The 25,353-nt window shown below is 71.4% G+C and carries 21 protein-coding genes and 1 tRNA gene; 13 read left to right on the forward strand and 9 right to left on the reverse strand.

Translation table 11 applies throughout. The features are described 5' to 3' along the window. Nucleotides 1-11 precede the first annotated feature (11 nt). Entirely contained in the window at nt 12-542 is a 531-nt protein-coding gene (locus G5B56_RS00845) for a chemotaxis protein CheW (RefSeq protein WP_009857060.1), read from the reverse strand. A 140-nt stretch (nt 543-682) separates the two neighbouring features. On the opposite strand from G5B56_RS00845, the gene G5B56_RS00850 reads away from it, so the two are divergent. The 6 genes from G5B56_RS00850 (at nt 683) to G5B56_RS00875 (ending at nt 6,824) form a co-directional block, all read left to right on the forward strand. Next, nucleotides 683-2,026: a replication-associated recombination protein A gene (locus tag G5B56_RS00850; protein ID WP_009857061.1), complete on the forward strand. Its 1,344-nt coding sequence runs from the start codon at nt 683-685 to the stop codon at nt 2,024-2,026. Between the two features lie 168 nt (nt 2,027-2,194). Further along, nucleotides 2,195-3,118: a branched-chain amino acid ABC transporter permease gene (locus G5B56_RS00855; protein WP_009857062.1), complete on the forward strand. Its 924-nt coding sequence runs from the start codon at nt 2,195-2,197 to the stop codon at nt 3,116-3,118. Nucleotides 3,119-3,135: 17 nt separating this feature from the next. Continuing rightward, nucleotides 3,136-4,227, forward strand: a complete 1,092-nt coding sequence (locus G5B56_RS00860) for a branched-chain amino acid ABC transporter permease (RefSeq protein ID WP_009857063.1) — start codon at nt 3,136-3,138, stop codon at nt 4,225-4,227. A gap of 18 nt (nt 4,228-4,245) precedes the next feature. Further along, complete coding sequence (locus G5B56_RS00865) at nt 4,246-5,016, forward strand: ABC transporter ATP-binding protein (RefSeq protein WP_009857064.1); 771 nt, start codon at nt 4,246-4,248, stop codon at nt 5,014-5,016. Between the two features lie 2 nt (nt 5,017-5,018). Next, entirely contained in the window at nt 5,019-5,735 is a 717-nt protein-coding gene (locus tag G5B56_RS00870) for an ABC transporter ATP-binding protein (RefSeq protein ID WP_230248163.1), read from the forward strand. Nucleotides 5,736-5,891: 156 nt separating this feature from the next. Continuing rightward, a complete protein-coding gene (locus G5B56_RS00875; RefSeq protein WP_164962060.1) occupies nt 5,892-6,824 on the forward strand; it encodes a CsgG/HfaB family protein in 933 nt (310 codons plus the stop codon). A gap of 61 nt (nt 6,825-6,885) precedes the next feature. Here G5B56_RS00875 and G5B56_RS00880 read toward each other — a convergent pair whose 3' ends face one another. Next, the gene (locus G5B56_RS00880) at nt 6,886-7,857 is read right to left on the reverse strand and encodes a tripartite tricarboxylate transporter substrate binding protein (RefSeq protein ID WP_164962061.1); all 972 of its coding nucleotides are present in this window, start codon (nt 7,855-7,857) and stop codon (nt 6,886-6,888) included. Beyond that, entirely contained in the window at nt 7,857-8,900 is a 1,044-nt protein-coding gene (locus tag G5B56_RS00885; protein WP_009857068.1) for a CDP-6-deoxy-delta-3,4-glucoseen reductase, read from the reverse strand. Before G5B56_RS00885 ends, G5B56_RS00880 begins: the two co-directional genes overlap by 1 nt. Nucleotides 8,901-8,932: 32 nt before the next feature. On the opposite strand from G5B56_RS00885, the gene G5B56_RS00890 reads away from it, so the two are divergent. Next, complete coding sequence (locus G5B56_RS00890) at nt 8,933-9,811, forward strand: SDR family oxidoreductase (RefSeq protein WP_029718614.1); 879 nt, start codon at nt 8,933-8,935, stop codon at nt 9,809-9,811. A 156-nt stretch (nt 9,812-9,967) separates the two neighbouring features. Here the strand turns inward: G5B56_RS00890 and G5B56_RS00895 are convergent, their stop codons facing one another. Both G5B56_RS00895 and G5B56_RS00900 read right to left on the reverse strand, forming a co-directional pair. Beyond that, on the reverse strand, nt 9,968-10,564 hold the full coding sequence (locus tag G5B56_RS00895) for a rhomboid family intramembrane serine protease (protein ID WP_009857070.1): 597 nt from the start codon (nt 10,562-10,564) through the stop codon (nt 9,968-9,970). Nucleotides 10,565-10,610: 46 nt separating this feature from the next. Continuing rightward, nucleotides 10,611-10,695: transfer RNA gene (locus tag G5B56_RS00900), tRNA-Leu, on the reverse strand. A 106-nt stretch (nt 10,696-10,801) separates the two neighbouring features. Between G5B56_RS00900 and cysM the strand changes: the two genes are divergently transcribed. The 3 genes from cysM to G5B56_RS00915 are packed head-to-tail and all read left to right on the forward strand — an operon-like array spanning nt 10,802 to nt 12,545. Further along, nucleotides 10,802-11,722 (forward strand): cysteine synthase CysM, encoded by a 921-nt coding sequence (gene cysM, locus G5B56_RS00905; protein WP_009857071.1) that lies wholly within the window; start codon nt 10,802-10,804, stop codon nt 11,720-11,722. A gap of 17 nt (nt 11,723-11,739) precedes the next feature. Continuing rightward, entirely contained in the window at nt 11,740-12,297 is a 558-nt protein-coding gene (locus G5B56_RS00910) for an NUDIX domain-containing protein (RefSeq protein WP_009857072.1), read from the forward strand. Between the two features lie 11 nt (nt 12,298-12,308). Next, the gene (locus G5B56_RS00915; RefSeq protein WP_009857073.1) at nt 12,309-12,545 is read left to right on the forward strand and encodes a sulfurtransferase TusA family protein; all 237 of its coding nucleotides are present in this window, start codon (nt 12,309-12,311) and stop codon (nt 12,543-12,545) included. A gap of 150 nt (nt 12,546-12,695) precedes the next feature. Here the strand turns inward: G5B56_RS00915 and galU are convergent, their stop codons facing one another. Next, nucleotides 12,696-13,562 (reverse strand): UTP--glucose-1-phosphate uridylyltransferase GalU, encoded by an 867-nt coding sequence (gene galU / locus G5B56_RS00920; protein ID WP_009857074.1) that lies wholly within the window; start codon nt 13,560-13,562, stop codon nt 12,696-12,698. Nucleotides 13,563-13,650: 88 nt separating this feature from the next. Between galU and G5B56_RS00925 the strand changes: the two genes are divergently transcribed. Further along, entirely contained in the window at nt 13,651-14,625 is a 975-nt protein-coding gene (locus G5B56_RS00925) for a D-isomer specific 2-hydroxyacid dehydrogenase family protein (RefSeq protein ID WP_009857075.1), read from the forward strand. On the opposite strand, the gene G5B56_RS00930 is transcribed toward G5B56_RS00925, so the two are convergent. Continuing rightward, nucleotides 14,567-17,401, reverse strand: a complete 2,835-nt coding sequence (locus G5B56_RS00930) for a valine--tRNA ligase (RefSeq protein WP_164962062.1) — start codon at nt 17,399-17,401, stop codon at nt 14,567-14,569. The two genes, G5B56_RS00925 and G5B56_RS00930, sit on opposite strands and share 59 nt — an antisense overlap. Nucleotides 17,402-17,506: 105 nt before the next feature. Between G5B56_RS00930 and G5B56_RS00935 the strand changes: the two genes are divergently transcribed. Continuing rightward, nucleotides 17,507-18,865 carry a S41 family peptidase gene (locus tag G5B56_RS00935; protein WP_164962063.1) on the forward strand — a complete coding sequence of 453 codons (1,359 nt, stop codon included), beginning with the start codon at nt 17,507-17,509 and terminating at the stop codon, nt 18,863-18,865. Nucleotides 18,866-18,884: 19 nt separating this feature from the next. Here G5B56_RS00935 and G5B56_RS00940 read toward each other — a convergent pair whose 3' ends face one another. Together G5B56_RS00940 and G5B56_RS00945 are read right to left on the reverse strand one after the other, a co-directional pair. Continuing rightward, nucleotides 18,885-20,486: a diguanylate cyclase gene (locus G5B56_RS00940; protein WP_009857078.1), complete on the reverse strand. Its 1,602-nt coding sequence runs from the start codon at nt 20,484-20,486 to the stop codon at nt 18,885-18,887. A 1-nt stretch (nt 20,487) separates the two neighbouring features. Continuing rightward, nucleotides 20,488-21,465, reverse strand: a complete 978-nt coding sequence (locus G5B56_RS00945; protein ID WP_009857079.1) for a GMP reductase — start codon at nt 21,463-21,465, stop codon at nt 20,488-20,490. A gap of 234 nt (nt 21,466-21,699) precedes the next feature. On the opposite strand from G5B56_RS00945, the gene G5B56_RS00950 reads away from it, so the two are divergent. Beyond that, on the forward strand, nt 21,700-25,347 hold the full coding sequence (locus G5B56_RS00950; protein ID WP_164962064.1) for a PAS domain S-box protein: 3,648 nt from the start codon (nt 21,700-21,702) through the stop codon (nt 25,345-25,347). Nucleotides 25,348-25,353: the final 6 nt, after the last annotated feature.

Consider the following 25,353-nt stretch of genomic DNA (forward strand, 5'->3'; position numbering starts at 1 on the left):
GGGGCGCCGGCTCAGCCGCCGGCGTGATCCATCAGCCCCATGTCCGGGCTGCGCATCAGGGCCTCGATGTCCAGCAGGATCAGCATGCGCTCGTCGTCGCCGGTCTTCAGCGTGCCCAGGCCGGTGATGTAGCTGGCGTCGACCGCGGCGCTGAACTCCGGGGCCGGCTTGATCTGGCCGGCGGCGAGCTCGAGCACGTCGCTGACCGAGTCGACCACCATGCCCACCGTGCGCCCGGCGACGTTGAGGATGATGACGACGGTGAAGCCGTTGTACTCGGCATCGGCGAGGCCGAAGCGCAGCCGCATGTCGACCACCGGCACGATGACGCCGCGCAGGTTGACGACGCCCTTGAGGAACACCGGCGCATTGGCGATGCGTGTCGGCGGCTCGTAGCCGCGGATCTCCTGCACCTTCAGGATGTCGATGCCGTACTCCTCGGCGCCGAGCTTGAACGACAGGTACTCGCGCGCGGCCTGGGCGGCGGCTGCGTCGTGGGTGTCGGCTCCGGTCGCGGCCGGGTGGTCGAGGGTGGTGCTCATGCGGGCTCCTTTTCCGGAGGTCTTGTGCTGTCGCGGTCCGGCAGGCGGCCGCGGCGCAGATTCTGTGCAGCGCGCGCGGTGCCGGAAGCGGCGATAAGCGGCGCCGGCCGGGCGCATTTCGGGCTCGGCGACAATCGGTCATGGACGCCCAGGACTCCCTGTTCGCCGACGAACCGCCGCCGCGCCCGGCCGCGGCGCCGGCCGTCGAACCCGGCGCGCCGCTGGCCGAGCGGCTGCGGCCGCACACGCTGGCCGAGGTCATCGGCCAGCAGCACCTGCTCGGCCCGGGCCGGCCGCTGCGAGTGGCCTTCGAGAGCGGCCGCATCCCGTCGATGATCCTCTGGGGCCCGCCGGGCGTCGGCAAGACGACGCTGGCGCGGCTGGTCGCCGGCTCGGTCGATGCCCAGTTCCTGGTGCTGTCGGCGGTGCTGGCCGGCGTCAAGGACATCCGCGACGCGGTCGAACTCGCCAAGGACGCGCGCCGCCGCGGCCAGGCCACCGTCGTCTTCGTCGACGAGGTGCACCGCTTCAACAAGGCGCAGCAGGACGCCTTCCTGCCGCACGTCGAGTCGGGCCTGTTCACCTTCATCGGCGCGACGACCGAGAACCCGTCCTTCGAGGTCAACTCGGCGCTGCTGTCGCGGGCCACGGTGCACGTGCTGAAGTCGCTGGCCGACGAGGACCTGGGCGTGCTGCTCGACCGCGCCCGCGCGCTGCTCGGCGCGCCGCCGCTGACCGACAGCGCGCGCACGCGTCTTGTCGCCCACGCCGACGGCGACGCGCGCCGGCTGCTCAACGCCTACGACAACCTCGTCGCCATCGCCGGCGACGTGCCCGAGCTCGACGAGGCCGTGCTCGAGCGTGCGCTGGGCGAGTTGCTGCGCCGCTACGACAAGGGCGGCGACCAGTTCTTCGACACGATCTCGGCGCTGCACAAGTCGGTGCGCGGCTCCGACCCCGATGCGGCGATGTACTGGCTGGCGCGCCTGCTCGACGGCGGTGCCGACCCGCGCTACGCCGCCCGGCGCATCGTGCGCATGGCTGCCGAGGACATCGGCCTGGCCGACCCGCGCGCGCTGCGCCTGGCGCTGGACGCCGCCGAGGTCTACGAGCGCCTGGGCTCGCCCGAAGGCGAGCTGGCGCTGGCCGAGGCAGTGGTCTATCTGGCGATCGCCCCCAAGTCCAACGCCGTCTACAAGGCCTGGAACGAGGTGCGTGCGCTGGTGCGCAGCGACGTCAGCCGGCCGGTGCCCGACCACCTGCGCAACGCGCCGACCCAGCTGATGAAGTCGCTGGGCCACGGCGCGGGCTACCGCTACGCCCACGACGAGCCGGGAGGCTACGCCGCCGGCGAACGCTACCTGCCCGAGGGCCTGGTCGGCCGGCGCTTCTACGCCCCGGCGGCACGTGGCCTGGAGGCCCGGATCGCCGAGCGCCTAGCAGAACTTCGCGCGCTAGACGATGCGGCGACTACTTCCGGGTGAGCGTTTGTTTTCAGGCGAGAATCGCGCCCTTGCGCGACGTCCGGCCGGCGTCGAAGGCCCGACGAGCCTCGCTTTACATACAAACTGAGACGATCCGGCCGGCTTCTTGCTAGCACTGCCCTGGCGCGCGGAACGCCCGCGCGGATCACCCCCGGAGACTTCTTTTCGATGGAAACATTCCTCCAGCAGATCATCAACGGTCTGGTGCTCGGCAGCATGTATGCGCTGGTCGCACTGGGCTACACGATGGTCTACGGCATCATCAACCTGATCAACTTCGCGCACGGCGAAGTGTTGATGGTGGGCGCGCTGACGAGCTGGACCGTCGTCACCCTGATGGCCGACTCGGGCCTGCCGGGCTGGGCGATGATGCTGATCTCGCTGCCCGTGGCGATCGTCATCTGTTCGACGCTGAACTTCACGATCGAGAAACTGGCCTACAAGCCCTTGCGCAACGCGCCCCGGCTGGCCCCGCTGATCACCGCGATGGGCATGAGTCTGCTGCTGCAGACCATCGCGATGATCATCTGGAAGCCGAACCCCAAGCCCTATCCGCTGCTGCTGCCGACCGATCCGATCGACCTCGGCGGCCCGGTCATCACCGTCACGCAGTGCCTGATCCTGGGCATCACCGTCGTCGTGCTGTCGGCGCTGATGTATCTGGTCAACCGCACCAAGCTCGGCCGCGCGATGCGCGCCACCGCCGAGAACCCGCGTGTGGCCACGCTGATGGGCGTGCGTCCGGACATGGTGATCTCCGCGACCTTCATCATCGGCGCGACGCTGGCCGCCGTCGCCGGCGTGATGTGGGCCGCCAACTACGGCACCGTGCAGCACTCGATGGGCTTCCTGCCCGGGCTGAAGGCCTTCACGGCGGCGGTGCTCGGCGGCATCGGCAACCTCGCCGGTGCGGTGGTCGGCGGCCTGCTGCTGGGCCTCGTCGAGGCCATCGGCGCCGGCTACCTCGGTGACCTCACCGGCGGCGTGCTCGGCAGCCACTACGCCGACATCTTCGCCTTCGTCGCGCTGATCCTCGTGCTGACGCTGCGTCCCGCCGGCCTGCTCGGCGAACGCGTCGCCGACCGCGCCTGAGTTCCGGGTCGACTCCCATGAAGAACAAGCTCTTCCTATTCATCATCGCCGCGCTGGCGCTGCTGGCCCTGCCGCTGTTCGCGCAGCAGTTCGGCCAGGGCTGGGTGCGCATCCTGGCGCTGGCCCTGCTGTACGTGCTGCTGGCGCTGGGCCTGAACATCGTCGTCGGCTACGCCGGCCTGCTCGACCTGGGCTACGTCGCGTTCTACGCCGTCGGGGCCTACATGTACGCGCTGCTCGCGTCTCCGCACCTGATGGAGAACTTCGAGTGGATCGCCAACGCCTTCCCCAACGGCTTGCACACGCCGATCTGGCTGGTCATCCCATTGGCAGCGGGATTGGCGGCGCTGGCCGGCGTGCTGCTGGGCACGCCGGTGCTCAAGCTGCGCGGTGACTACCTGGCGATCGTCACGCTGGGCTTCGGCGAAATCATCCGGGTGTTCATGAACAACCTGGAGTACCCGGTGAACATCACCAACGGGCCGCGCGGGCTCGACCGCATCGACCCGATGAACATCTTCGGGTTCGAGTTCGGCAAGGCGGTGACGATCGGCGACTTCACGATGCCGGCGGTCACGCTGTACTACTACCTGTTCCTGGCGCTGGTGATCTTCAGCGTGCTGATCAGCTACCGTCTCGAGCGCTCGCGCATCGGCCGCGCCTGGATGGCGATCCGCGAGGACGAGATCGCCGCCAAGGCGATGGGCATCAACACGCGCAACATGAAGCTGCTGGCCTTCGGCATGGGCGCCACCTTCGGCGGCGTGTCGGGCTCGATGTTCGCGTCGTTCCAGGGCTTCGTGTCGCCGGAGTCGTTCTCGCTGCAGGAGAGCGTGATGATCGTGGCGATGATCGTGCTCGGCGGCCTGGGCCACATCCCCGGCGTCATCCTGGGCGCGGTGCTGCTGGCCGCGCTGCCCGAGGTGCTGCGCTATGTCGCCGGCCCGCTGCAGGAGATGACCGGCGGCCGGCTGGACGCCGCCATCCTGCGCCAGCTGCTGATCGCGCTGGCGATGATCTCCATCATGTTGCTGCGTCCGCGCGGCCTGTGGCCCTCGCCTGAACACGGCAAGGCCGCACCGCGGCCGGTCACCAAGCTGATGCGCTGAGAAGGGACGCGAAGCGACATGTCGGAAACGATTCTCAAGGTTCAAGGCGTCTCCAAGCGCTTCGGCGGGCTGCAGGCCCTGTCGGACGTCGGCATCGAGATCCGCAAGGGCCAGGTCTACGGCCTCATCGGCCCCAACGGCGCCGGCAAGACGACGTTCTTCAACGTCATCACCGGCCTGTACATCCCCGACGCCGGCACGTTCGAGCTCGGCGGCGAGCCCTACAAGCCCAGCGCGGTGCATCTGGTGGCCAAGGCCGGCATCGCCCGCACCTTCCAGAACATCCGCCTCTTCGCCGAGATGACGGCGCTGGAGAACGTGATGGTCGGGCGCCACGTGCGCACGAAGTCGGGCCTCGGCGGCGCGGTGTTCCGCACCGCCCGCTTCAAGCGCGAGGAGGCGGAGATCGCCGCGCGCGCCAAGGAGTTGCTGGACTACGTCGGCATCGGCAAGTACGCCGAGTACAAGGCGCGCACGCTGTCCTACGGCGACCAGCGCCGGCTGGAGATCGCGCGCGCGCTGGCCACCGACCCCAAGCTGATCGCGCTGGACGAGCCCGCCGCGGGCATGAACGCGACCGAGAAGGTCGTGCTGCGCGAACTGATCGACCGCATCCGCCGCGACGGCCGCACGATCCTGCTCATCGAGCACGACGTGAAGCTGGTCATGGGGCTGTGCGACCGCGTCACCGTGCTCGACTACGGCAAGCAGATCGCCGAGGGCACCCCGGCGGACGTGCAGAAGAACGAGAAGGTCATCGAGGCCTACCTGGGCGCGGGCGGACACTGAGCATGAGCACCACGACGATGTTGAAGGTCACCGGTCTGAAGGTGGCCTACGGCGGCATCCAGGCCGTCAAGGGCGTGAACTTCGAGGTCCACCAGGGTGAGCTGGTGAGCCTGATCGGCGCCAACGGTGCCGGCAAGACGACGACGCTGAAGGCGGTGACCGGCACCCAGCCGGTGGCCGAAGGCACGATCGAGTACCTGGGCCGCAGCATCCGCGGCCAGGGCGCCTGGGACCTGGTCAAGCAGGGCCTGGTGATGGTCCCCGAAGGGCGCGGCACCTTCACGCGCATGACGATCGTCGAGAACCTGCAGATGGGCGCGTTCATCCGCAACGACAACGAGATCGACGCCGACATCGAGATGGTGTTCGCGTTGTTCCCGCGTCTGAAGGAGCGCCGCAACCAGCTCGCCGGCACGATGTCCGGCGGCGAGCAGCAGATGCTCGCGATGGGCCGTGCGCTGATGGCACGCCCCAAGGTGCTGCTGCTCGACGAGCCCTCGATGGGCCTGTCGCCGATCATGGTCGACAAGATCTTCGAGGTCGTGAACGACATCCACCAGCGCGGCACGACGGTGCTGCTGGTCGAGCAGAACGCCAGCCGCGCGCTGGGGCTGGCCAACCGCGGCTACGTGATGGACTCGGGCGAGATCACGATGACCGGCGACGCCAAGGTGCTGCTCAACGACCCGAAGGTGCGTGCCGCTTACCTGGGCGAGTGACCGCGCCTGCGTCGATAGGGGGGGCGGCACGCTCGGAATGCTTGCAACAACCCCTTACCCGACTAGCATCGGCAGCGTGAATCCGAGGGGAGGACGCCGCGTGGTCGTGTGCCGCGGGCGCTCCTGATGTCAGTCAGGTTTATCGAGGAGGAATGCATGTCTGAAGCCAAGCGCGTGTCGGCTGTGCCGAGGTCGCTGCTGCTGTCCGCCGTCGCCGTGGCGGCAACGGCGCTGCTGAGCGGGTGTCTGGCCACGGCGCCGACGCTGGGTACCAACAAGGGCACCGTGTCCGGCGCCGCCGGCGGCGAGACCGCCGAGGGCGACAACGGCGCGCTCGAGAAGTGCTCCGAGTCGCTCGGCACGCTGGCCCTGCAGGAAGACACCGCGGCACCCTGGTTCCTGCAGCTGAGCCAGTACAACCTGGGCTCCACCGTGCCGGTGCTGCGCCTGATGATCCAGCAGAGCAACTGCTTCGTCATCGTCGAGCGTGGCGGCGCGATGCGCAACATGGAAATGGAGCGCAACCTGGCGCGCAGCGGCGAGTCGCGCCAGGGCAGCAACTTCGGTGGCGGCCAGGTGGTCGCGGCCGACTACACGATGAGCCCGTCGATCCAGTTCTCCGGCAACACCGGCCGCGCCGGCCTGGCGTCGTTCCTGCCGGGCATGGCCGGCGCGATCGCCGGTGCGGTGCAGACCAACGAGGCGTCGACGACGCTGCTGCTCATCGACAACCGCTCCGGCGTGCAGGTCTCGGCCGCCGAGGGCACGGCGCGCAACTTCGACATCGGCATCCTGGGTGGTGTCGGCCTGCTCGGCGGCCTGGGCGGCGGTGCCTACTCCAAGACTCCGCAGGGCAAGGTCATCGTCGCGGCTTTCGCCGACTCCTACAACCAGATGGTCAAGGCCCTGCGCAACTACAAGGCCCAGACCGTCAAGGGCGGCCTGGGCACCGGCGGCCGCCTGTCCGTGGACGGCGCCACCAAGCCGGCGGCCCCCGCCAAGGCCGCGACGCCGGCCAAGTCGTCGACGCCGGCCAAGACGGCGCCCGCCAAGAAGACGACCGGCACCACGTCCTCCGGCAGCAAGTGATCGTGCGGGGTCACGGGTCCATGTGATCCGTGACCCGCCGCCGCGACCGCGGCTTCGGGTCTCAGTCGACCCTGGCGCCCGACAGCCGGACGACCTTCTGGTACTTCGCCAGCTCGCTCTTGGCGAAGGCCGCGAACTGCTCGGGCGTCGTCGGTGCCGGCTCGATCATCAGCGTCGCCATGCGCGACTTCAGCTCCGGCGCCGCCAGCGCGTCGGTGAAAGCCTTGTTCAGCCGCTGCGTCGTGTCCGCCGGCAGGCCGGCCGGGCCGAAGAGGCCGAACCAGGTGCTGATGTCGAAGCCCGGCAGGCCGGCCTCGGCGGCGGTCGGCAGCTCGGGCATCGCGCTGGCGCGGCGCGGCGTCGTCACCGCCAGCGCCTTCAGCTTGCCGTTGCGGATGTTGGCCGAGGCCGCGGCCAGGTTGTCGACGTTGAAGTCGACCTGGCCGCCCAGCAGCGCCAGCTGTGCCGGCGCGGCGCCGCCGTACGGGATGTGCACGGCGTAGACGCCGGCCAGCGACTTCAGCATCTCGCCGGCCAGATGCCCGGCGCTGCCGTTGCCGCCCGAGCCGTAGTTCAGCTGGCCGGGGTGCCGCTTGGCGTAGGCGATGAAGTCGGCGAGCGTCGCGATCTTCAGCCGCGCCGCGGTCTCGGCGTTCATCACCAGCACGTTGGGCACCTGGGCCACCAGCGTGATCGGCGTGAAGTCGCGCACCGGGTCGTACGGCAGCCGGGCGAACAGCCACGGGTTGATGGCGTGCGTGGCGACCGCGCCCATCACGATCGTGTGGCCGTCGGGTGCGCTCCGGGCGACGAAGTCGGCGCCGAGGTTGCCGCCGGCCCCGGGCTTGTTGTCGACGACGACCTGACCCAGGCTGTCCTTGACGCGTTCGGCGAGTGCACGCGCCACCGTGTCCAGCGGGCCGCCGGGCGGGTAGGGCACGACGAGGCGGATCGGGCGGTGGTCGGCGGCGAAGGCCGGCGCGCCGGTGGCGGCCAGCGCGCCGGCCGCGAGCAGGTGGCGACGGGAGATCATCAGGCGGTCGGGCCGTGCTTGTCGGCCTCCGAGGTGAAGGAATCGGCGTAGAACTCGTCGGCCGGCAGGCCGCAGCGGGCGACGAAGTCGCGCTGCGCGGCCTCCACCATCGCCGGCGTGCCGCAGGCGTAGACCTGGTGGCCCGACAGGTCGGGCCAGTCGGCCATCACGGCCTGGTGCACGAAGCCGGTTCGGCCGTCCCAGGCGTCGTCGGCCGTCGGTTCGGACAGCACCGGCACGTAGCGCAGGTTCGGCATCGCCGCCGCGGCTTCGACGCACCAGTCGTGGCGATACAGGTCGGCGCGGCGTCGGCAGCCCCAGTACAGCACGACCGGGCGCTCGATCTTCTCCAGCCGCATCTGCTCGAGGATCGCCTTCACCGGCGCGAAGCCGGTGCCGCTGGCCAGCAGCACGATCGGCTTGGTGCTGTCGGTGCGCAGGAAGAAGCTGCCCAGCGGGCCTTCCAGGCGCAGGATCTCGCGTTCCTTCATCGCGCCGAAGACGTGATCGGTGAACCTGCCGCCCGGCATGTGGCGGATGTGCAGCTCGATGGCCGGCGGCTCGCCGAGCTGCTGCGGCGCGTTGGCGATGCTGTAGGCGCGGCGCACGCCGTCGCGCAGGATGAACTCGACGTACTGGCCGGCGCGGTACTGCAGGTTCTGGTTGGCCGGCAGCTGCAGCTTCAGCACCGCGACGTCGGCCGCGGCGCGTTCGATCGCCAGCACACGCACCGGCATCTTCAGCACCGGGAACTGGCCGGCGGCGGGCACGCCGCGCGCCTCGATGGCGCAGTCGGTCAGCGGCACCGCGCAGCAGCTGAGGATCTGGCCGGCGGCCTCTTCCTCGGGTGTCAGCGCCTTCAGCTGGTGCGCGCCGTGCGTGACGCGGCCGTCGACCAGGCGGCACTTGCACGAGCCGCAGGCGCCGTCGCGGCAGCCGTAGGGCAGGCCCACGCCCTGGCGGATGGCGGCGGCGAGCATCGTCTCGTCGCGCTGGACCTCGAACTCGACCCCGGCGGGCTCGACCTTGACTCTGAAACTCATGGCAGGCGGCACACGTAAACTCACCCGTCATTGTGCCCCGTCCCACCTTGCTCATCGTCGGCTGCGGCGACGTCGGCTGCCGCGTCCTGCAGATCCTGGCCGGCCGCTGGCGCGTGCTGGCGCTCACCTCGTCGCCCGACCGCGTGCCCGCGCTGCGGGCGCTGGGCGCCGTGCCGCTCGTCGGCGACCTCGACCGCCCGGCGACGCTCGGCCGCCTGGCCGGTCTCGCCGACCTCGTGCTGCATCTGGCGCCGCCGCCCGGCGAAGGCGACGGCGACCCGCGCACGCGTGCGCTGCTGCAGGCGCTGGCGCGTGCGGGGCGCGTGCAAACGCTGGTCTACGCCAGCACCACCGGCGTCTACGGCGACGCCGGCGGCGCACGCTTCGACGAGACACGCGCCGTCGCGCCGGCCACGCCGCGCGCCCGGCGGCGTGTCGACGCCGAGGAACAGGTGCGGCGCTTCGGCCGCCGTCACGGCGTGCGCGTCGCGGTGCTGCGTGTTCCGGGCATCTACGCGCCCGATCGCGAAGGCGGTGACCCGCGCGAGCGTGTGCGCCGCGGCGCGCCGCTGCTGCTGCCGCCGCACGACCCGTACACCAACCACGTGCACGCCGACGACCTGGCGCGCATCTGTGTCGCCACGCTGTTGCGCGCCGCGCCGCAGCGCGTCTATCACGCCAGCGACGACGGCGAGTTCACGATGGGCGACTACTACGAGCTCGTCGCCCGCGTCTGCGGCCTGCCGGCGCCGCCGCGAGTCACCCGCGACGAAGCCCGGCGCACGCTGGGCGCGATGACGATGAGCTTCCTGGGCGAGTCGCGCCGGCTCGACAACACCCGCCTCAAGCGCGAGCTGCGCGTCGCGCTGCGTTACCCGACGGTCGTGGAAGGCTTGGCGCCCAAGGGCTGATCGCTACGAAACTTCGTCAAACCACCGGAGCCTCCCTCCCGGAGGGAGGCTGGTGGGTGTTCCGGAGCGAGCTGGAGCACCCTCCTGGAGGGGGCTCGGGGGAGCCCAACGTTCAGAGCCGGAGGCTAGAGACCGTGCGGTGAAGCCGCCCGGCTTCTAGCGCCGGCGCCCGCCGAACGGCGCCTGCCGGCGCCAGTAGCGGATCATCAGGAAGCCGCCGACCATGCCGCCCAGGTGGGCGAAGTGGGCGATGTCGCCGCGGTCCATGAAGCCCAGCAGCAGTTCCAGCGCGCCGAAGACGACGACGAAGGTGCGGGCCTTCATCGGGATTGGCGGGATCAGCAGCATCACCTGCCGGTTCGGGAACAGCATGCCGAAGGCCAGCAGCAGCGCGAACAGCGCGCCCGAAGCGCCGATCGTCGGATTCTGCGAGCCGGTCATCGCCGTCACCGCCATCTGCGCCGCGGCCGCGGCCAGCGCGCCGGCGAGCAGGAACTGCAGGTAGCGCTTCTGGCCCCAGACGCGTTCGAGCTCGGAGCCGAACATCCACAGGCCCAGCATGTTGAAGAACAGGTGGAACAGGCCGCCGTGCAGGAAGGCGTAGCTGACGACCTGCCAGGGCCCGAAGAGCCCGCTGCCGACCGGCCACAGAGCCAGCCACAGCGTCAGCGATTGCGGCACGAAGGTCTGCAGGCAGAACACCGCCGTGCAGATCAGGATCAGCGTCTTGGTGACCGGGGGAAGCGGCGGCATGGATCGGGCCGGACGGGCACGCCCGGCGGAAACGGTCGGGGTGGGGTGGTGCCCGCGGCCAGACTCGAACTGGCACGCCTTGCGGCGGCGGATTTTGAATCCGCTACGTCTACCGATTTCGTCACGCGGGCTCGCGGGGCGGAGCAGGGCTCGCCCGGGGTTCGAACGATTATGTCATGCAGGGTTCCGGCGGCCGGGCGCCGGCGCTGCCACAATGTCTGCCGAGGAGCGACGACGATGGATTCAACGGCCGCACCGGCCTACCCGACCCTGGAAGACGCGATCGGCCGCACGCCGCTGGTGCGCCTGCAGCGCCTGCCCGGAGACGACAACGCCGCCCGCGGCAACGTCATTCTCGGCAAGCTGGAAGGCCACAACCCGGCCGGCTCGGTCAAGGACCGCCCGGCAATCAGCATGATCCGGCGCGCCGAGGAGCGCGGCGAGATCAAGCCCGGCGACACGCTGATCGAGGCGACCTCGGGCAACACCGGCATCGCGCTGGCGATGGCCGCGGCGATCCGCGGCTACCGGCTGGTGCTGATCATGCCGGAGGACCTGTCGATCGAACGTGCGCAGACGATGAAGGCCTTCGGGGCCGAACTCATCCTGACGCCGCGCTCCGGCGGCATGGAGTACGCGCGCGATCTCGCCGAGCGCCTGCAGCACGACGGCAAGGGCCGTGTGCTCGACCAGTTCGCCAACGCCGACAACCCGCGCGTGCACTACGAGAGCACCGGCCCCGAGCTCTGGGAGCAGACCGGCGGGCGCATCACGCACTTCGTCAGCGCGATGGGCACCACCGGCACGATCACCGGCGTCTCGCGCTACCTGAAGGAGCGCAATCCGGCGGTGCGCATCGTCGGTGCCCAGCCGGCCGAGGGCTCGCGCATCCCCGGCATCCGCAAGTGGCCCGAGGCCTACCTGCCGAAGATCTACGACCCGGCGGCGGTCGACGAGACGGTGCTCGTCAGCCAGGCCGACGCCGAGGACATGGCGCGCCGCCTGGCGCGCGAGGAAGGGCTGTTCGGCGGCATCTCGGCGGCCGGCGCCTGCTGGGTGGCACTGCAGATCGCGCGCACGGTGGAGAACGCGACCATCGTCTTCATCGTCTGCGACCGCGGCGATCGCTACCTGTCCACCGGCGTCTTCCCGGCTTGAACGCCGTCGCCGCCCCCATGGGCGACGAAGCCCGCTTCTGCCTGCACTGCGGCACGGCGCTGGCCTGGATCACGCTGGACGAGGACGGCGGCCCGAAGGCGCGGCGGCGCTGCCCGGCCTGCGGCTGGACCCACTGGAACAACCCGACGCCGGTGCTGGCGGCGATCGTCGAGTGCGCCGACCGCGGCGGCCGGCTGCTGCTGGCGCGCAACGCCGCCTGGTCGGGGCGGCTGTTCGCGCTGATCACCGGCTTCATGGAGGCCGGCGAGAGCGCCCAGGACGGCATCCGGCGCGAGGTCGCCGAGGAGACCGGCCTCACGGTCGAGCGGCTGGAACTGGTCGGCGTCTACGACTTCCAGCGCCTGAACCAGGTCATCATCGCCTGGCATGCGACGGCGCGCGGCGAGATCCGGCTTTCGCCCGAACTCGCCGAGTACCGGCTGTTCGAGCCTTCCGAGGTGCGCTGCTGGCCCGCCGGCACCGGCTACGCGCTGGCCGACTGGTTGCGCTCGCGTGGTCACGAGCCGGTGTTCATCGACTGGCCGCCGCGCGATGACGCGGCCCCAGCGGCCTAGAATCCGGCGCGATGGACGCCCTGCCTTTCGACAAGGAACTCGACACCCGCGGGCTCACCTGCCCGCTGCCCATCCTCAAGGCCAAGAAGATGCTGGCCGTGATGAGCAGCGGCGAGGTGCTCAAGGTCGTCGCCACCGACCCGGGGTCGATGCGCGACTTCCAGGCCTTCTCGCGCCAGACCGGCAACGAACTCGTCGACCAGCACGCCGAGGGCGCCGAGTTCGTGCATTGGCTGCGCCGCCGCTGACGGGGTCACGCTGAGACGGGGTCAGGTCTCGTGAGACCTGACCCCGGACTCCCGCCGGTCTCGCGCTAAAGGGGGGTCAGGTCTCATGAGACCTGACCCCGGTCCCGCCGCGATCTCACGCGGGCCGGCTGTGGCGGCGCCCGCCGTCTCTTACAGCTCCAGTCCGCGCAGGTAGTCGCGGAAGCCGGGGCCCAGCTCCGGGTGCGCCAGCGCCAGCTCGACGTTGGCCTGCAGGAAGCCTTCCTTGCTGCCGCAGTCGAAACGTTTGCCCTCGTAGCGGTAGGCGAAGACCTTCTCGCGCCGCAGCAGGCTGGCGATGCCGTCGGTGAGCTGGATCTCGCCGCCGACGCCGCGCGGCTGGGTCATGATCTCGTGGAACACGCCCGGGGTCAGGATGTAGCGCCCGGCCACGCCCAGCCGCGACGGCGCCTCGGCCGGCGCCGGCTTCTCGACGATGCGCGTGACGTCGACCAGGCGGTCGTTGACCGGCGTGCCGTCGACGATGCCATAGCGGCGCGTCTGTTCCTGCGGCACTTCCTGCACCGCCAGGATCGAGGCCCGCCACTCGCCGAACTGCTCGACCATCTGCTGGAGCACCGGCGGCTCGCCGACCATCAGGTCGTCGGCCAGCAGCACCGCGAACGGCTCGTTGCCGACGAGGCGCCGGCCGCACAGCACCGCGTGGCCCAGGCCCAGCGCCTGCGCCTGGCGCACGTAGATGCACTCCATGTCGTCGGGCTTGACGCTGTGCACGACCTCCAGCAGCTCCTTCTTGTTCGCCTGCTCCAGCGCCACCTCGAGCTCGAAAGTCATGTCGAAATGGTCCTCGATCGGGCGCTTGTGGCGGCCGGTGACGAAGATCATCTCGCGCACGCCGGCGGCATAGGCCTCCTCGACGGCGTACTGGATCAGCGGCTTGTCGACGACCGGCAGCATCTCCTTGGGCTGGGCCTTGGTCGCCGGAAGGAATCGCGTGCCGAGGCCGGCGACCGGGAATATTGCCTTCTTGACCAACATTTGGTTACATAGAATGAGTTGATTCGAATTTCATTCTGGCACGCGACCCGCCGAGCCGACTTCGGCCCATGTCAGTGCCTGTCTTTGCATGGAAGTGCTGATCGTCGAGCCGCTGGAGCAGCGGGCGCTCGACTGGCTTGGCAAGCGACGTGCCGTTCACCTCGACCCGTCGCTGGCTTCGGACCCTCGCCGTTTCGAGGCGCTGCTCGCCCGGGCCCGGGCCGTGGTCGTGCCGCCGACGATGGCGATGGACGCGCGCCTGCTGCTGTCCGCGCCGGGGCTGCGTGCGGTCGGCCGGCTCGAGGGCGGCCCCGGCACGATCGACCTGATCACCTGCGAGAGCGCCGGCATCGCCGTCGTGCAGCCGGCCGGCGCGGGGTCGGTGGCCGAGGCCGAGTTCGCCACCGCCGCGATGCTGCAGCTGCTGCGCCGCGTGCCGGTGCACGAGGGTCACGGCGTCTTCGTCGGCCGCGAGCTGTCGTCGTCGACGGTGGGCATCGTCGGCATGTCGCCGACGGCGCGGCTGCTGTCGCAGCTGGCCGGCAACTTCGGCGCGCGGGTCGTCGGCTACGACCCGGCGCTGCACGCCTCGGATCTCGCCTGGCGCCAGGCCGGCATCCGCCCGGTGCCGCTGGTCGAGCTGCTCGAGACCTGCGACGTCGTCGTCGTGCTGCTCGCCTACTACTCGCGTTATCACGGCCTGCTCGGCGAGCGCCTGCTCGAGAGCTGCAAGCGTGACCAGGTGATGGTCTGCCTGTCGCCCGCGGCGCTGTTCGACGAGGCGGCGCTGGCTGCGGCGCTGAAGAGCGGGCGCATCGCCGCGGCCTGGTTCGACCGGCTGGAACCCGGCTGGCTGGACCCCGGGCGGCCGCTGAGCGAGGTCGACACCTTGCACGTCACGCCGCGGCTCGCGCCCTCGACACGCGAGGCGCGGGCCCGCGGCGCCTGGGCTCTGGTGCGCCGGCTGGATTCGCTGCTGGGGGTCGCCGACCCCCAGGCGGCGTTCAGCGAGACGGTGCCAGACGTGCTCGTTGGGCTTGCAGGCGGTCCAGCGCCTGCGTGAAGCCGTCCAGCCGCGCCTTTTCCTGCTCGACCACGGCCGCCGGCGCACGCGCGACGAAGCTCTCGTTGGCGAGCTTGGCGCGGGCCTTCGTGATCTCGCCTTCCAGCCGCGTGATCTCCTTGCCCAGGCGGGCGAGTTCGGCCTCGACGTCGATCTCGACGTGCAGCGCCAGCCGCAGGCCGCCGGCCAGCGCCACCGGCGCGGTCTGCGTCGCGGCGGCGAAGGCCGCCTCGTCGGCCGGCACACGCACCTCGGCCAGGCGCGCCAGCGCCTTCAGCAGCGGTGCGGCCTGCTCGACGAAGGCTGCGTCGCCGAACGCGACCAGCGGCACACGCTCGGCCGGCGACAGGTTCATCTCGCTGCGCAGGTTGCGCACCACGCCGACCACGGCCTTCAGCCGTGCCACCCACTCGTCGGCCGCAGCGTCGATCTTCTCCGGCTGGGCGACGGGGTAGGGCGCGCCGGCGACCGAGTCGGCCACCTTGCGGCCGGCCACCGGCGCGACCGTGTCCCACAGCTCGGCGGTGATGAACGGCGCGATCGGGTGCAGCAGGCGCAGCACGGTCTCGAGCACGCGGATCAGCGTGCGCCGCGTCGCGCGCTGCGCGGCGGCGTCGCCGGTGGCGATCTGCACCTTGGCGATCTCGAGGTACCAGTCGCAGTACTCGTCCCAGACGAAGGCGTAGATCGTGTTGGCGACGTTGTCCAGGCGGTACTCGGTGAAGCCCTGGGCCACCGCCTGCTCGACACGCTGCAGCTCGCTGACGATCCAGCGGTCGGCCGGCGAGAACGTCATGTACTCGCCGCAGCTGCCGCTGGCGCAGGCCGCGTCGGCCTGCTCGCCGAGGCCGCAGTCCTGGCCTTCGCAGTTCATCAGCACGAAACGCGTGGCGTTCCAGAGCTTGTTGCAGAAGTTGCGGTAGCCCTCGCAGCGCTTGGCGTCGAAGTTGATGTTGCGGCCCAGGCTGGCGTAGCTGGCCATCGTGAAGCGCAGCGCATCGGCGCCGAACCCGGGGATGCCGGCCGGGAACTCCTTCTCGGTCTCCTTGCGCACGCGCGGCGCGGTCTCGGGGCGGCGCAGGCCGGTGGTGCGCTTGTCCAGCAGCGCCGGCAGCTCGATGCCGTCGATCAGGTCGACCGGGTCGAGCACGTTGCCTTCGCTCTTGCTCATCTTCTTGCCCTGCGCGTCGCGCACCAGGCCGTGGATGTAGACGTCGCGGAACGGCACCTTGCCGGTGAAGTGCGTCGTCATCATGATCATCCGGGCGACCCAGAAGAAGATGATGTCGAAGCCGGTGACGAGCACCGACGACGGCAGGAACAGTTCCTGCTCGACGGTCTTCTCGGGCCAGCCCAGCGTCGAGAACGGCACCAGCGCCGACGAGTACCAGGTGTCGAGCACGTCCTCGTCGCGCTTGAGCTCGCCGGTGTAGCCGGCCGCCGCGGCACGTTCACGCGCTTCTTCCTCGCTGCGTGCGACGAACATCTCGCCGCCCGTACCGTACCAGGCCGGGATCTGGTGGCCCCACCAGAGCTGGCGGCTGATGCACCAGTCCTGGATGTTGTTCATCCAGTGGTTGTAGGTGTTGACCCACTGCTCCGGCACGAAACGCACCTGGCCCGAGGACACGGCGTCGATCGCCTTGGCAGCGATGCTCTTGCCGTCGGCGCCGGGCTTGTTGACGGCGACGAACCACTGGTCGGTCAGCATCGGCTCGACGATCTGGCCGGTGCGTTCGCAGCGCGGCACCATCAGGCGGTGCTTCTTGGTCTCGACGAGCAGGCCCAGGGCCTCCAGGTCGGCGACGACACGCTTGCGCGCCTCGAAGCGGTCCAGGCCGCGGTAGGCCTCGGGCGCGTTGTCGTTGATCGTCGCCTGCAGCGTCAGCACGCCGATCGACGGCAGGCCGTGGCGCTGGCCGACGGCCCAGTCGTTGGCGTCGTGCGCCGGCGTCACCTTGACGACGCCGGTGCCGAACTCGCGGTCGACGTAGGCGTCGGCGATGACCGGGATCGTGCGCTCGGTGAGCGGCAGTTTCACGCGCTTGCCGATCAGCGCCGTGTAGCGCTCGTCCTCGGGGTGCACCATCACCGCGGTGTCGCCGAGCATGGTCTCGGGCCGCGTCGTCGCGACGACCAGGCTGCCCGAGCCGTCTTCCAGCGGGTAGCGGATGTGCCAGAGGAAACCGTCTTCCTCTTCGCTGGCGACCTCCAGGTCGGAGACCGCGGACTGCAGCACCGGGTCCCAGCTCACCAGGCGCTGGCCGCGGTAGATCAGGCCTTCTTCATAGAGGCGCACGAAGGTCTCGGTGACGACGCGCGAGAGCTTGTCGTCCATCGTGAAGTACTCGTGGTCCCAGCTGACGCTGTCGCCCAGGCGGCGCATCTGGCGCGTGATCGTCGCGCCCGAGGCGTGTTTCCAGTCCCAGACGCGGGCGACGAAGTTCTTGCGGCCGAGTTCGTGGCGCGACTCCCCGACGGCCTGCAGCTGGCGCTCGACGACGATCTGCGTGGCGATGCCGGCGTGGTCGGTGCCGGGGACCCACAGCGTGTTGAAGCCGCGCATCCGGTGGTAGCGCGTCAGCGAGTCCATGATCGTCTGGTTGAACGCGTGCCCCATGTGCAGCGTGCCGGTGACGTTGGGCGGCGGCAGCTGGATGCAGAACGAGGGCTTGGCGGTGTCCAGCGTCGGCGCGTGCGCGCCGCTGGATTCCCAGACCGGGGCCCAGCGGGCTTCGATGGCGGCGGGTTCGAACGACTTGGCGAGTTCGGGCATGGGGCTCGTCGGCGGAAGGACGCCGCGGCGCGCACGGACGGCGCGCGCGGGCGGACGATTGGGGGAAGATCGGGATTGTAGGTTGCCGCCCCCAGGAGTTCCGCCTTGAGCCAGACCGTCCGTGTGTCGTCGTCCACCGTCCTGCGCCGCGCCGCGCTGGCGCTGCTGCCCGCCCTGCTGGCGGCCTGCGGCGGCGGGGGCGGCGGCGGCGACACCGGCGGCGAGTGCAGCGTGCGCTCGCGCCAGGTCTGGCTGCGCGACTACATGGCCGACTGGTACTTCTGGTACCGGATCTCGCCGCGTCCCGACCCGGCCGGCTACACGACCGTGGACGGCTACTTCGACGCGCTGCTGTACACCGGCAGCAGCGCCGACTTCCCGGCCGACCGCTGGAGCTACGTCGACAGCACCGCCGACTTCAACCGCTTCTGGGGCGAGGGCCGCACGATGGGCTACGGCCTGTCGGTCGCCGGCCTCGAGGTCGAGGGCCGCCCCGACCAGCCGCTGTACGTGCGGGCGGTGGAGCCGAACTCCGACGCGGCGCGGCGCGGCGTGGTGCGCGGCGACGAGATCGTCTCGATCAACGGCGTCGGCGCCTCGGCGCTGATCAGCGACGGCAGCTTCTCGGTGCTGACCGCCAACGCCGTCGGCGACACGCTGGCGCTGGTGCTGCGCCGCGACGGCGCGACGCGTGACGTCAGCGTCACGGCCTCCGAGTACGCGCTGGCGCCGGTGCCGGTGACGACGACGCTGACGACCCCCGGCGGGCGCAAGCTGGGCTACGTCGTCGTCAAGGACATGATCTCGCAGGTCAACACGCCGCTGGCCCAGGCCTTCTCGTCGTTTGCCGCCGCCGGCGTGGACGACATCGTGCTCGACCTGCGCTACAACGGCGGCGGCCTGGTGTCGGTCGGCACGACGGTCGCGTCCTACGTCGCCGGCGCCGCCAAGGCGGGCCAGGCCTACGCCCGGCTGCTCTACAACGACCGCCACCCGGGCAGCAACCAGAGCTTCCTGTTCCAGAACCCGGCCGCCGCAGCCGGCGTGTCGCGTGTGTTCGTGCTCGTCGGCCCGCGCACCTGCTCGGCCAGCGAGCAGGTCATCAACGGCCTGCGCGGCGTCGGCATCGAGGTCGTGGCGATCGGCGACACCACCTGCGGCAAGCCGGTCGGCTTCCTGCCCGAGGACGACGGCTGCGGCAGCACCTACAGCGTCGTCAACTTCGAGTCGGTCAACGCCCGCTACGAAGGGCGCTACTTCGACGGCTTCGCGCCGACCTGCGCCGTGGCCGAGGACTTCACGCGAGCGCTGGGCGCCGCCGCCGAGCCGCTGCTGGCCGCGGCGGCCTCCTACGCCGACACCGGCGCCTGCCCGGCCGGGGCCCGCGCCCGGGCGATGGCGGCGCCGCAGCGCGGCTGGCGCCAGCCCGAGCCCGACGAGCGCCGCGGCATGATCGCGCGCTGACGGCGCCGGAGCGCGCCGCTCAGGCGGCCGGCTGCGCGCCGGGCACGACGCGGTTCTTGCCGCTGCGCTTGGCCTCGTAGAGCCGGGCGTCGGCGGCGGCCACCAGCGCCTGGCGGCCGTCGGCCTCCTCGCGTTCGGCCAGGCCCGTCGACAGCGTCACGCGCTGCAGCTCCGGCGCGACGGCCGACCAGTCGTGGGCCTCGACGGCCGCACGCATCGCCTCGCAGGCGCGCAGCGCGTCGTTGGCCGAGGCTTCGACGAAGACGACGCAGAACTCCTCGCCGCCGTAGCGTGCGACGAGGTCGATGTCGCGGCAGTGCGCACGCAGCAGCGTCGCCACCTCGCGCAGCACGGCGTCGCCGGCGGCGTGGCCGTGGCGGTCGTTGATGCGCTTGAAGTCGTCGATGTCGATCATCGCCACCGCCAGCGCGTGGCCGTGGCGTGCGGCGCGCGCGTACTCGTCGCGCAGGCGCTCGTCGAGCTGGCGCCGGTTGGCGACACCGGTCAGCGGGTCGGTGCGCGTCTGCTCGGCCAGGCGCGCGCTCTCCAGCCGGGCCATCGCCGCGTCGTGGCGCGCGCGGGCCACGTCGTACTGCACCTGCAGCGCACGCAGCTTGCGGTCGGAGTCCTCGTTGAACTGCGCGCGCTCGGCTTGGTGGAAGGCCTCGTGCTGCGCGAGCGCGGCCTCGAAGCGGCCGGCCTTCTTGTGCAGCGCCCACAGCGCCTTGTGCGCGCGTGCGACGTGCTGGCGGCTGCCGCGTTCGAGCGCGATCCGCACCGCACGCTCCAGCGACTCGCAGGCTCCGGCGTCGTCGCCGTCGGCAGCCTGCAGCTCGCCCTGCAGCACGAGGGCGAAACACTCGGCGTTCGGGTAGCCCGCTGCCTGGGCCCGCGGCACGACCTCGGCCAGCGCGGCGCGCGCCTCGTCGCGCCGGGCCAGCGCGAGCAGCGGCTCGACCATGTTCAGCCGCGCGATGACGCAGCCGCCCGCGGGCTCGGGCTGGCCGGCGTCGATCTCGATCGCCTGCCGCAGGTGCTGCAGCGCCTCCTCGTGGCGGCCGAGGTTCTTGCAGTTGATGCCCATGTTGTTGAGCACGTGCACGCTGCGTGCGGCGTCGCCGGCCCGCTCGTAGAGCGCCAGCGCCTCGCGGTACTGCACCAGGCCGGCTTCCGGATCGCCGCCCTTGGACAGCACGACGCCGATGCTCAGCAGCGTGCCGGCGAGCTGGACGGGGTCGCCCAGCGTTCTGGCGATCTCGGCCGAACGCGAGCCCCATTCGAGCGCGGCATCGAGCACGCCGGCCTCGTCGCAGGCGATGGCCAGCGCACGCAGCACCTGGCATTCGAGCTGCAGTTCACCGGACGGCACCAGGCCACGAGCGGCCTGCAGCTCGTCCAGCGCTTCGGCATGGCGGCCGAGGAAGCTCAGCCCCAGGCCGCGCACACGCCGTGCCGCGGCCAGCGTCGCCAGCGGCAGCGCGGCCGACAGCGCCAGCGCCTGGTCGGCCAGGTGCAGCGTCTGCGCCGGCCGGGTGTAGTAGAGCTTCTCGGCCTCGGCGAGCAGCGTGCCGGCCTCGCGGTCGGCCGCTTCGGGGCTGTCCTGGGCGGCCGGGGTGTTCACGTCACATGAACAGGTGTTCGCCGGCGTTCTCGCCGCCGAGGATCACGTAGTTGACCTTCTTCAGGTCGGCCAGCGTGCTGCCGCCGGCGTAGCTGATCGAGCTCTGCAGGTCCTCGCGCATCTCGCGCAGCGTGTCGGCCAGGCGGCCCTTGATCGGCTCGAGGATGCGCTTGCCCTCGACGTGCTTGTACTCGCCCTTGTTGAAGTCGCTGGCCGAGCCGTAGTACTCCTTGTAGAGCTTGCCGTCGACCTCGACGGTCTGGCCCGGGCTCTCCTCGTGGCCGGCGAACAGCGAGCCGATCATGACCATCGTCGCGCCGAAGCGCACGCTCTTGGCGATGTCGCCGTGGTGGCGGATGCCGCCGTCGGCGATGATCGGCTTGGTCGCGACACGCGCGCACCACTTCAGCGCCGACAGCTGCCAGCCGCCGGTGCCGAAGCCGGTCTTCAGCTTGGTGATGCAGACCTTGCCCGGGCCGACGCCGACCTTGGTCGCGTCGGCGCCCCAGTTCTCGAGGTCGATGACGGCCTCGGGCGTCGCCACGTTGCCGGCGATGACGAAGGCCTGCGGCAGCCGCGTCTTGATGTGCTCGATCGTCTTGCGCACGCTCTCGGCGTGGCCGTGGGCGATGTCGATCGTGATGTAGTCGGCGCCGACGCCGTCGGCCGCCAGGCGGTCGATGGTCTCGTGGTCGTGCGGCTTGACGCCCGAGCTGATCGACACGAACAGGCCCTTGTCGCGCATGCGGCGCGCGAACTCGACGCTGTCGAGGTCGAAACGGTGCATGACGTAGAAGTGGCCGGACGCGGCGAGCATCTCGGCGATCGTCTCGTCGAGCACCGTCTTCATGTTCGCCGGCACCACCGGCAGCTTGAAGCGGCGTCCGCCGAAGACGATCGAGGGGTCGCATTCGCTGCGGCTTTCGACGCGGCATTTGCGCGGCAGCAGCAGGATGTTGTCGTAGTCGAAGATTTCCATGGCCGGGCTCCGTGATCCGTGAGAGGCGATGGACCCGGCTGCAGGGCGCCGGCGGCGGCGCGCGCACTGAATCGGCGGCCGGTGTGCCGGACGCAAGAAATCGAGTCCGGTGACCGATTCTACGCAGCGGCGCGCGGCGGGCGCGGCGCGGGGTTCTCCGAAGGACCTGCGTGTTACGCTGCGTGTCAGAGGTGACCAGGGACCGGAACGACGGGACGCGAGCCGGTCAGCGCCATGAACACTGCCATCGAGGAGCTGGGCCAGCGGCTTCGGCAGGAGCGCATCGCGCTCGCGTTGCTGTTGCTGGCCGTCGCGCTCGTGCTTGCCTGGGCACGGGTCCGCGCACGTGACGACGCCCTGGAGGCGGAGGGCGCGCGCCTGGCCGACCAGGCCAGCGCGGTGCGCGAGGTGCTGGCGCTGCAGGTCGGCGCGACGCGTTCCGCGTTGATCGCGCTGCGCTCCGGCCTTGCCGGCCCGACCGGCGCCGCACCGCTGCGTGCCTTCGCCGCCGCCACGCCCCAGGTCGGCGACGTGCTCCGGCTGGATGCCGCGGGCCGCGTGCTTGCCTCCAGCCGCGACATCCCCGCCGGCGCGACGGTCCCGGTGCTGCCGGCGTCACGCGACCCGGACCTGCTGTACCTGCTGCCGCCCGACGAGGACGAGCGCGGCCGGCGCCGGCTGCTGATGCTGCTGACGATGCCCGACGGCGGCTGGCTCGGCACCGAGCTCGACGCCGCGCACGCCGAGGCCGTGCTCGGCGCGGTGCGCTACGCGCCTGACATGCAGGTGTCGCTGGCGCACGGTGGCGGGCGCTTGCTGCTGAGCGTGCCGCCGGTGCCCGGGCTGGCCGGCGTCGACCTGGCGCGCAGCAGCCCGGCGTTCGCCGCCCACCGCGGCAGCGGCCGCAACCTGAGCGTGCAGCGCGCGCGCAGCGTGCTGTCGGGCGACGAGCGCCTGTTCGCGCTGGCGACGCTGCGTGCGCCGCAGCTGCCGCTGGGCGGCGACATCGAGTTCGGCACCAGCCGCCGCATCGACGCGGTGCTCGAGCCCTGGCGCACGCAGACGCTGCTGGCCGCCGCCGCCTTCTTGCTGGTGTCGGCGCTCGTGGCGGCCGGGCTGGTGGTCATGCAGCGGCGCCAGCGCCTGGCGCTGGAACAGCTGCGCGTGCAGTCCGAGCGCCTGTCGCTGGCGCTGCGCGGCGCCGACCTGGGGCTCTGGGACAACGACTGGACACGCGACCACGGCACCGTCAACGAACGCTGGTGCGAGATCCTCGGGCTGCCGCCGTCCGACGGCCGCGACATGCGGGCGGTCTGGATCGAGCGCCTGCACCCCGACGACCGCGATTCGGTGCTCGAGGCCGAGCGCCGCCATCTCGAAGGCCGCAGCCCGGCCTACGAGGTGCTCTACCGCTTGCGCCACGCCGACGGACGCTGGATCTGGGTGCTCGACCGCGGCAAGGTGCTGCAGCGTGATGCCGACGGCCGGCCGCTGCGCATGGCCGGCACGCTGCTGGACATCGACACCCGCATGCGCGAGCAGCAGGCGCTGGCGGCCAGCGAACGCCGGCTGGCGATCACGCTGCGCTCGATCGGCGACGGCGTCGTCGTCACCGACCGCGACGGCTGCGTCACGCGCATGAACACGATGGCCGAACGCCTGACCGGCTGGAGCGAGGCCGACGCGCTGGGCCGGCCGCTGACCGAGGTCTTCCGCATCGTCAACCAGCGCACCGGCGAGCCGGTGCCCAACCCGGCCGAGCAGGTCATCGCCACCGGCCGCATCGTCGCGCTGGCCAACGACACGGCGCTGCTGGCGCGCGACGGCCGGCGTCTGTACATCGAGGACAGCGCCGCGCCGATCCCCGGCGACGACGGCGGCGTCACCGGCGTCGTGCTCGTCTTCAGCGACGTCACCGAACGCTACGTCGCCCGCCAGGCGCTGCGCGAGCGCGAGCGGCTGCTGGCCGGCATCACCGACGCGCTGCCGGGCCCGGTGGCGCGGCTGGACCTGGACGGCCGCTACCGCTTCGCCAGCGCCGCCTACCGCGACTGGTTCGGACTCGACCCGGCGACCGTCGTCGGCCGCAGCATTCCCGAGGTGCTGGGCGAGCCGCTGCACCGCTTCGGGCTGCCCTACCTGCGCCGGGTGCGTGCCGGCGAGGCGGTGCGTTTCGACCTGCCGATGAAGACCGCCGACGGCCAGCAGCGCCACGCCCTGGTCACGCTGCTGCCTGACCGCGACGCCGACGGCACCGTCTGCGGCCACTTCGCCGTCACCTTCGACATCGGCGAGCTCAAGCGCACCGAGGAGGCGCTGCGCGCCAGCGAACGCCGGTTGCGCGCGCTGCTGGACAACCTGATGACTGGCGTCGTCGTGCACGAACCCGACCTGCGTGTGCGCGAGGCCAATGCCGCGGCGCTGGCCATGCTCGGGCTGGCCGACCAGCAGGCGCTGCGCGATCGTCCCGAGGCCGACTGGCAGGTCGTCGACGAACTCGGCGAGCCGCTGACGCACGACGAGCTGCCGGCGCCGCGCGTGCGCCGCAGCGGCCGGCGCATCGCCGACATGGTGATCGGCCTGCGCCGCCCCGACGGTCGCCAGCTCTGGGCGCTGTGCAACGCCGTGCCGCTGGTCGACGACGACGGCCGGCTCGAGTCCATCGTCGTCGCCTTCGCCGACATCACCGCGCGGCGCGAGGCCGAGCGCCTGGAGCGCCGGCTGCGCGACACGCAGAAGATGGAGGCCATCGGCACGCTGGCCGGCGGCATCGCGCACGACTTCAACAACATCCTCGCCGGCATCCTGGGCCGGCTGACGCTGGCGCGCGAGGACGCGGCCGCGTCGCGCCCGGTGCACGAACACCTGGACCAGGCGATGCAGGCCGGGCTGCGCGCGGTGGCGCTGGTGCGCAAGATCCTCGAGTTCAGCCGCGGCGAGACCGGCGCGATGACGCTGCAGCCGGCCGCGCCGGTCATCGAGGAGACGCTGGGCATGCTGCGCGCGATGGTGCCGCCCGGCGTGCAGCTGCGGGCCGTGCTGCCTGCCGATCCGGTGGCCGTGCGCGTCGACGGCACCCAGCTGCAGCAGGTGCTGCTGAATCTCGCCACCAACGCCTGGCATGCGCTGCCGGCCATCGGCGGCCGCGTCGAGGTGGGGCTGGAGCGTCTCGACGCCGCGCAGGCGCGCGCGCTGGGCGAGCCGGCGCTGGCCGAGGGCCCCGTCGCCCATCTCTGGGTGCGCGACGACGGTCACGGCATCGCGCCCGACGTGCTGTCGCGCATCTTCGAGCCCTTCTACACGACCAAGCCGGTGGGCAAGGGCACCGGGCTGGGCCTGTCGGTGGTGCACGGCATCGTGCTGGCCCACGGTGGTGCGATCCGCGTCGACAGCCGGCTCGACGCCGGCAGCACCTTCCACGTCTATCTGCCGTCGCCCGAGGCCCCCGAGCCGGCGCCGCCGCCGGTCGTCGGCACGGCCGCGGCGCCTCGGCCCGCGGCCTCGGGCGCGCACGTGCTGCTCGTCGACGACGACCCGATCGTCGCCGCGGTGCACGGCCAGCTGCTGCGCCGCGCCGGCTACCGCGTGCAGGTCTGCGACTCCGGCCGCGAGGCGCTGGCGCTGCTGGAGCGCTCGCCGGACGGCTTCGACGCCGTCGTCACCGACCACAACATGCCCGACACCTCGGGTGTCGAGCTCGCGCGCCGCATCGTGCAGGTGGCGCCGGCGCTGCCGGTGCTGCTGTGCTCGGGCTTCGTCGACGATGCGCTGCACGCCCAGGCCGCCGAGGCCGGCGTGCGTGTCGTCGTGCCCAAGGAGGACGCCTACGAGCGCCTGGTGCCGGCTCTGGCCACGGTGCTGGCCGCAGGGGGCGGCTCCTAGAATCCC

It is taken from the genome of Rubrivivax sp. JA1026 (assembly GCF_011065555.1).
Taxonomy (GTDB): Bacteria; Pseudomonadota; Gammaproteobacteria; order Burkholderiales; family Burkholderiaceae_C; genus Rubrivivax; species Rubrivivax benzoatilyticus.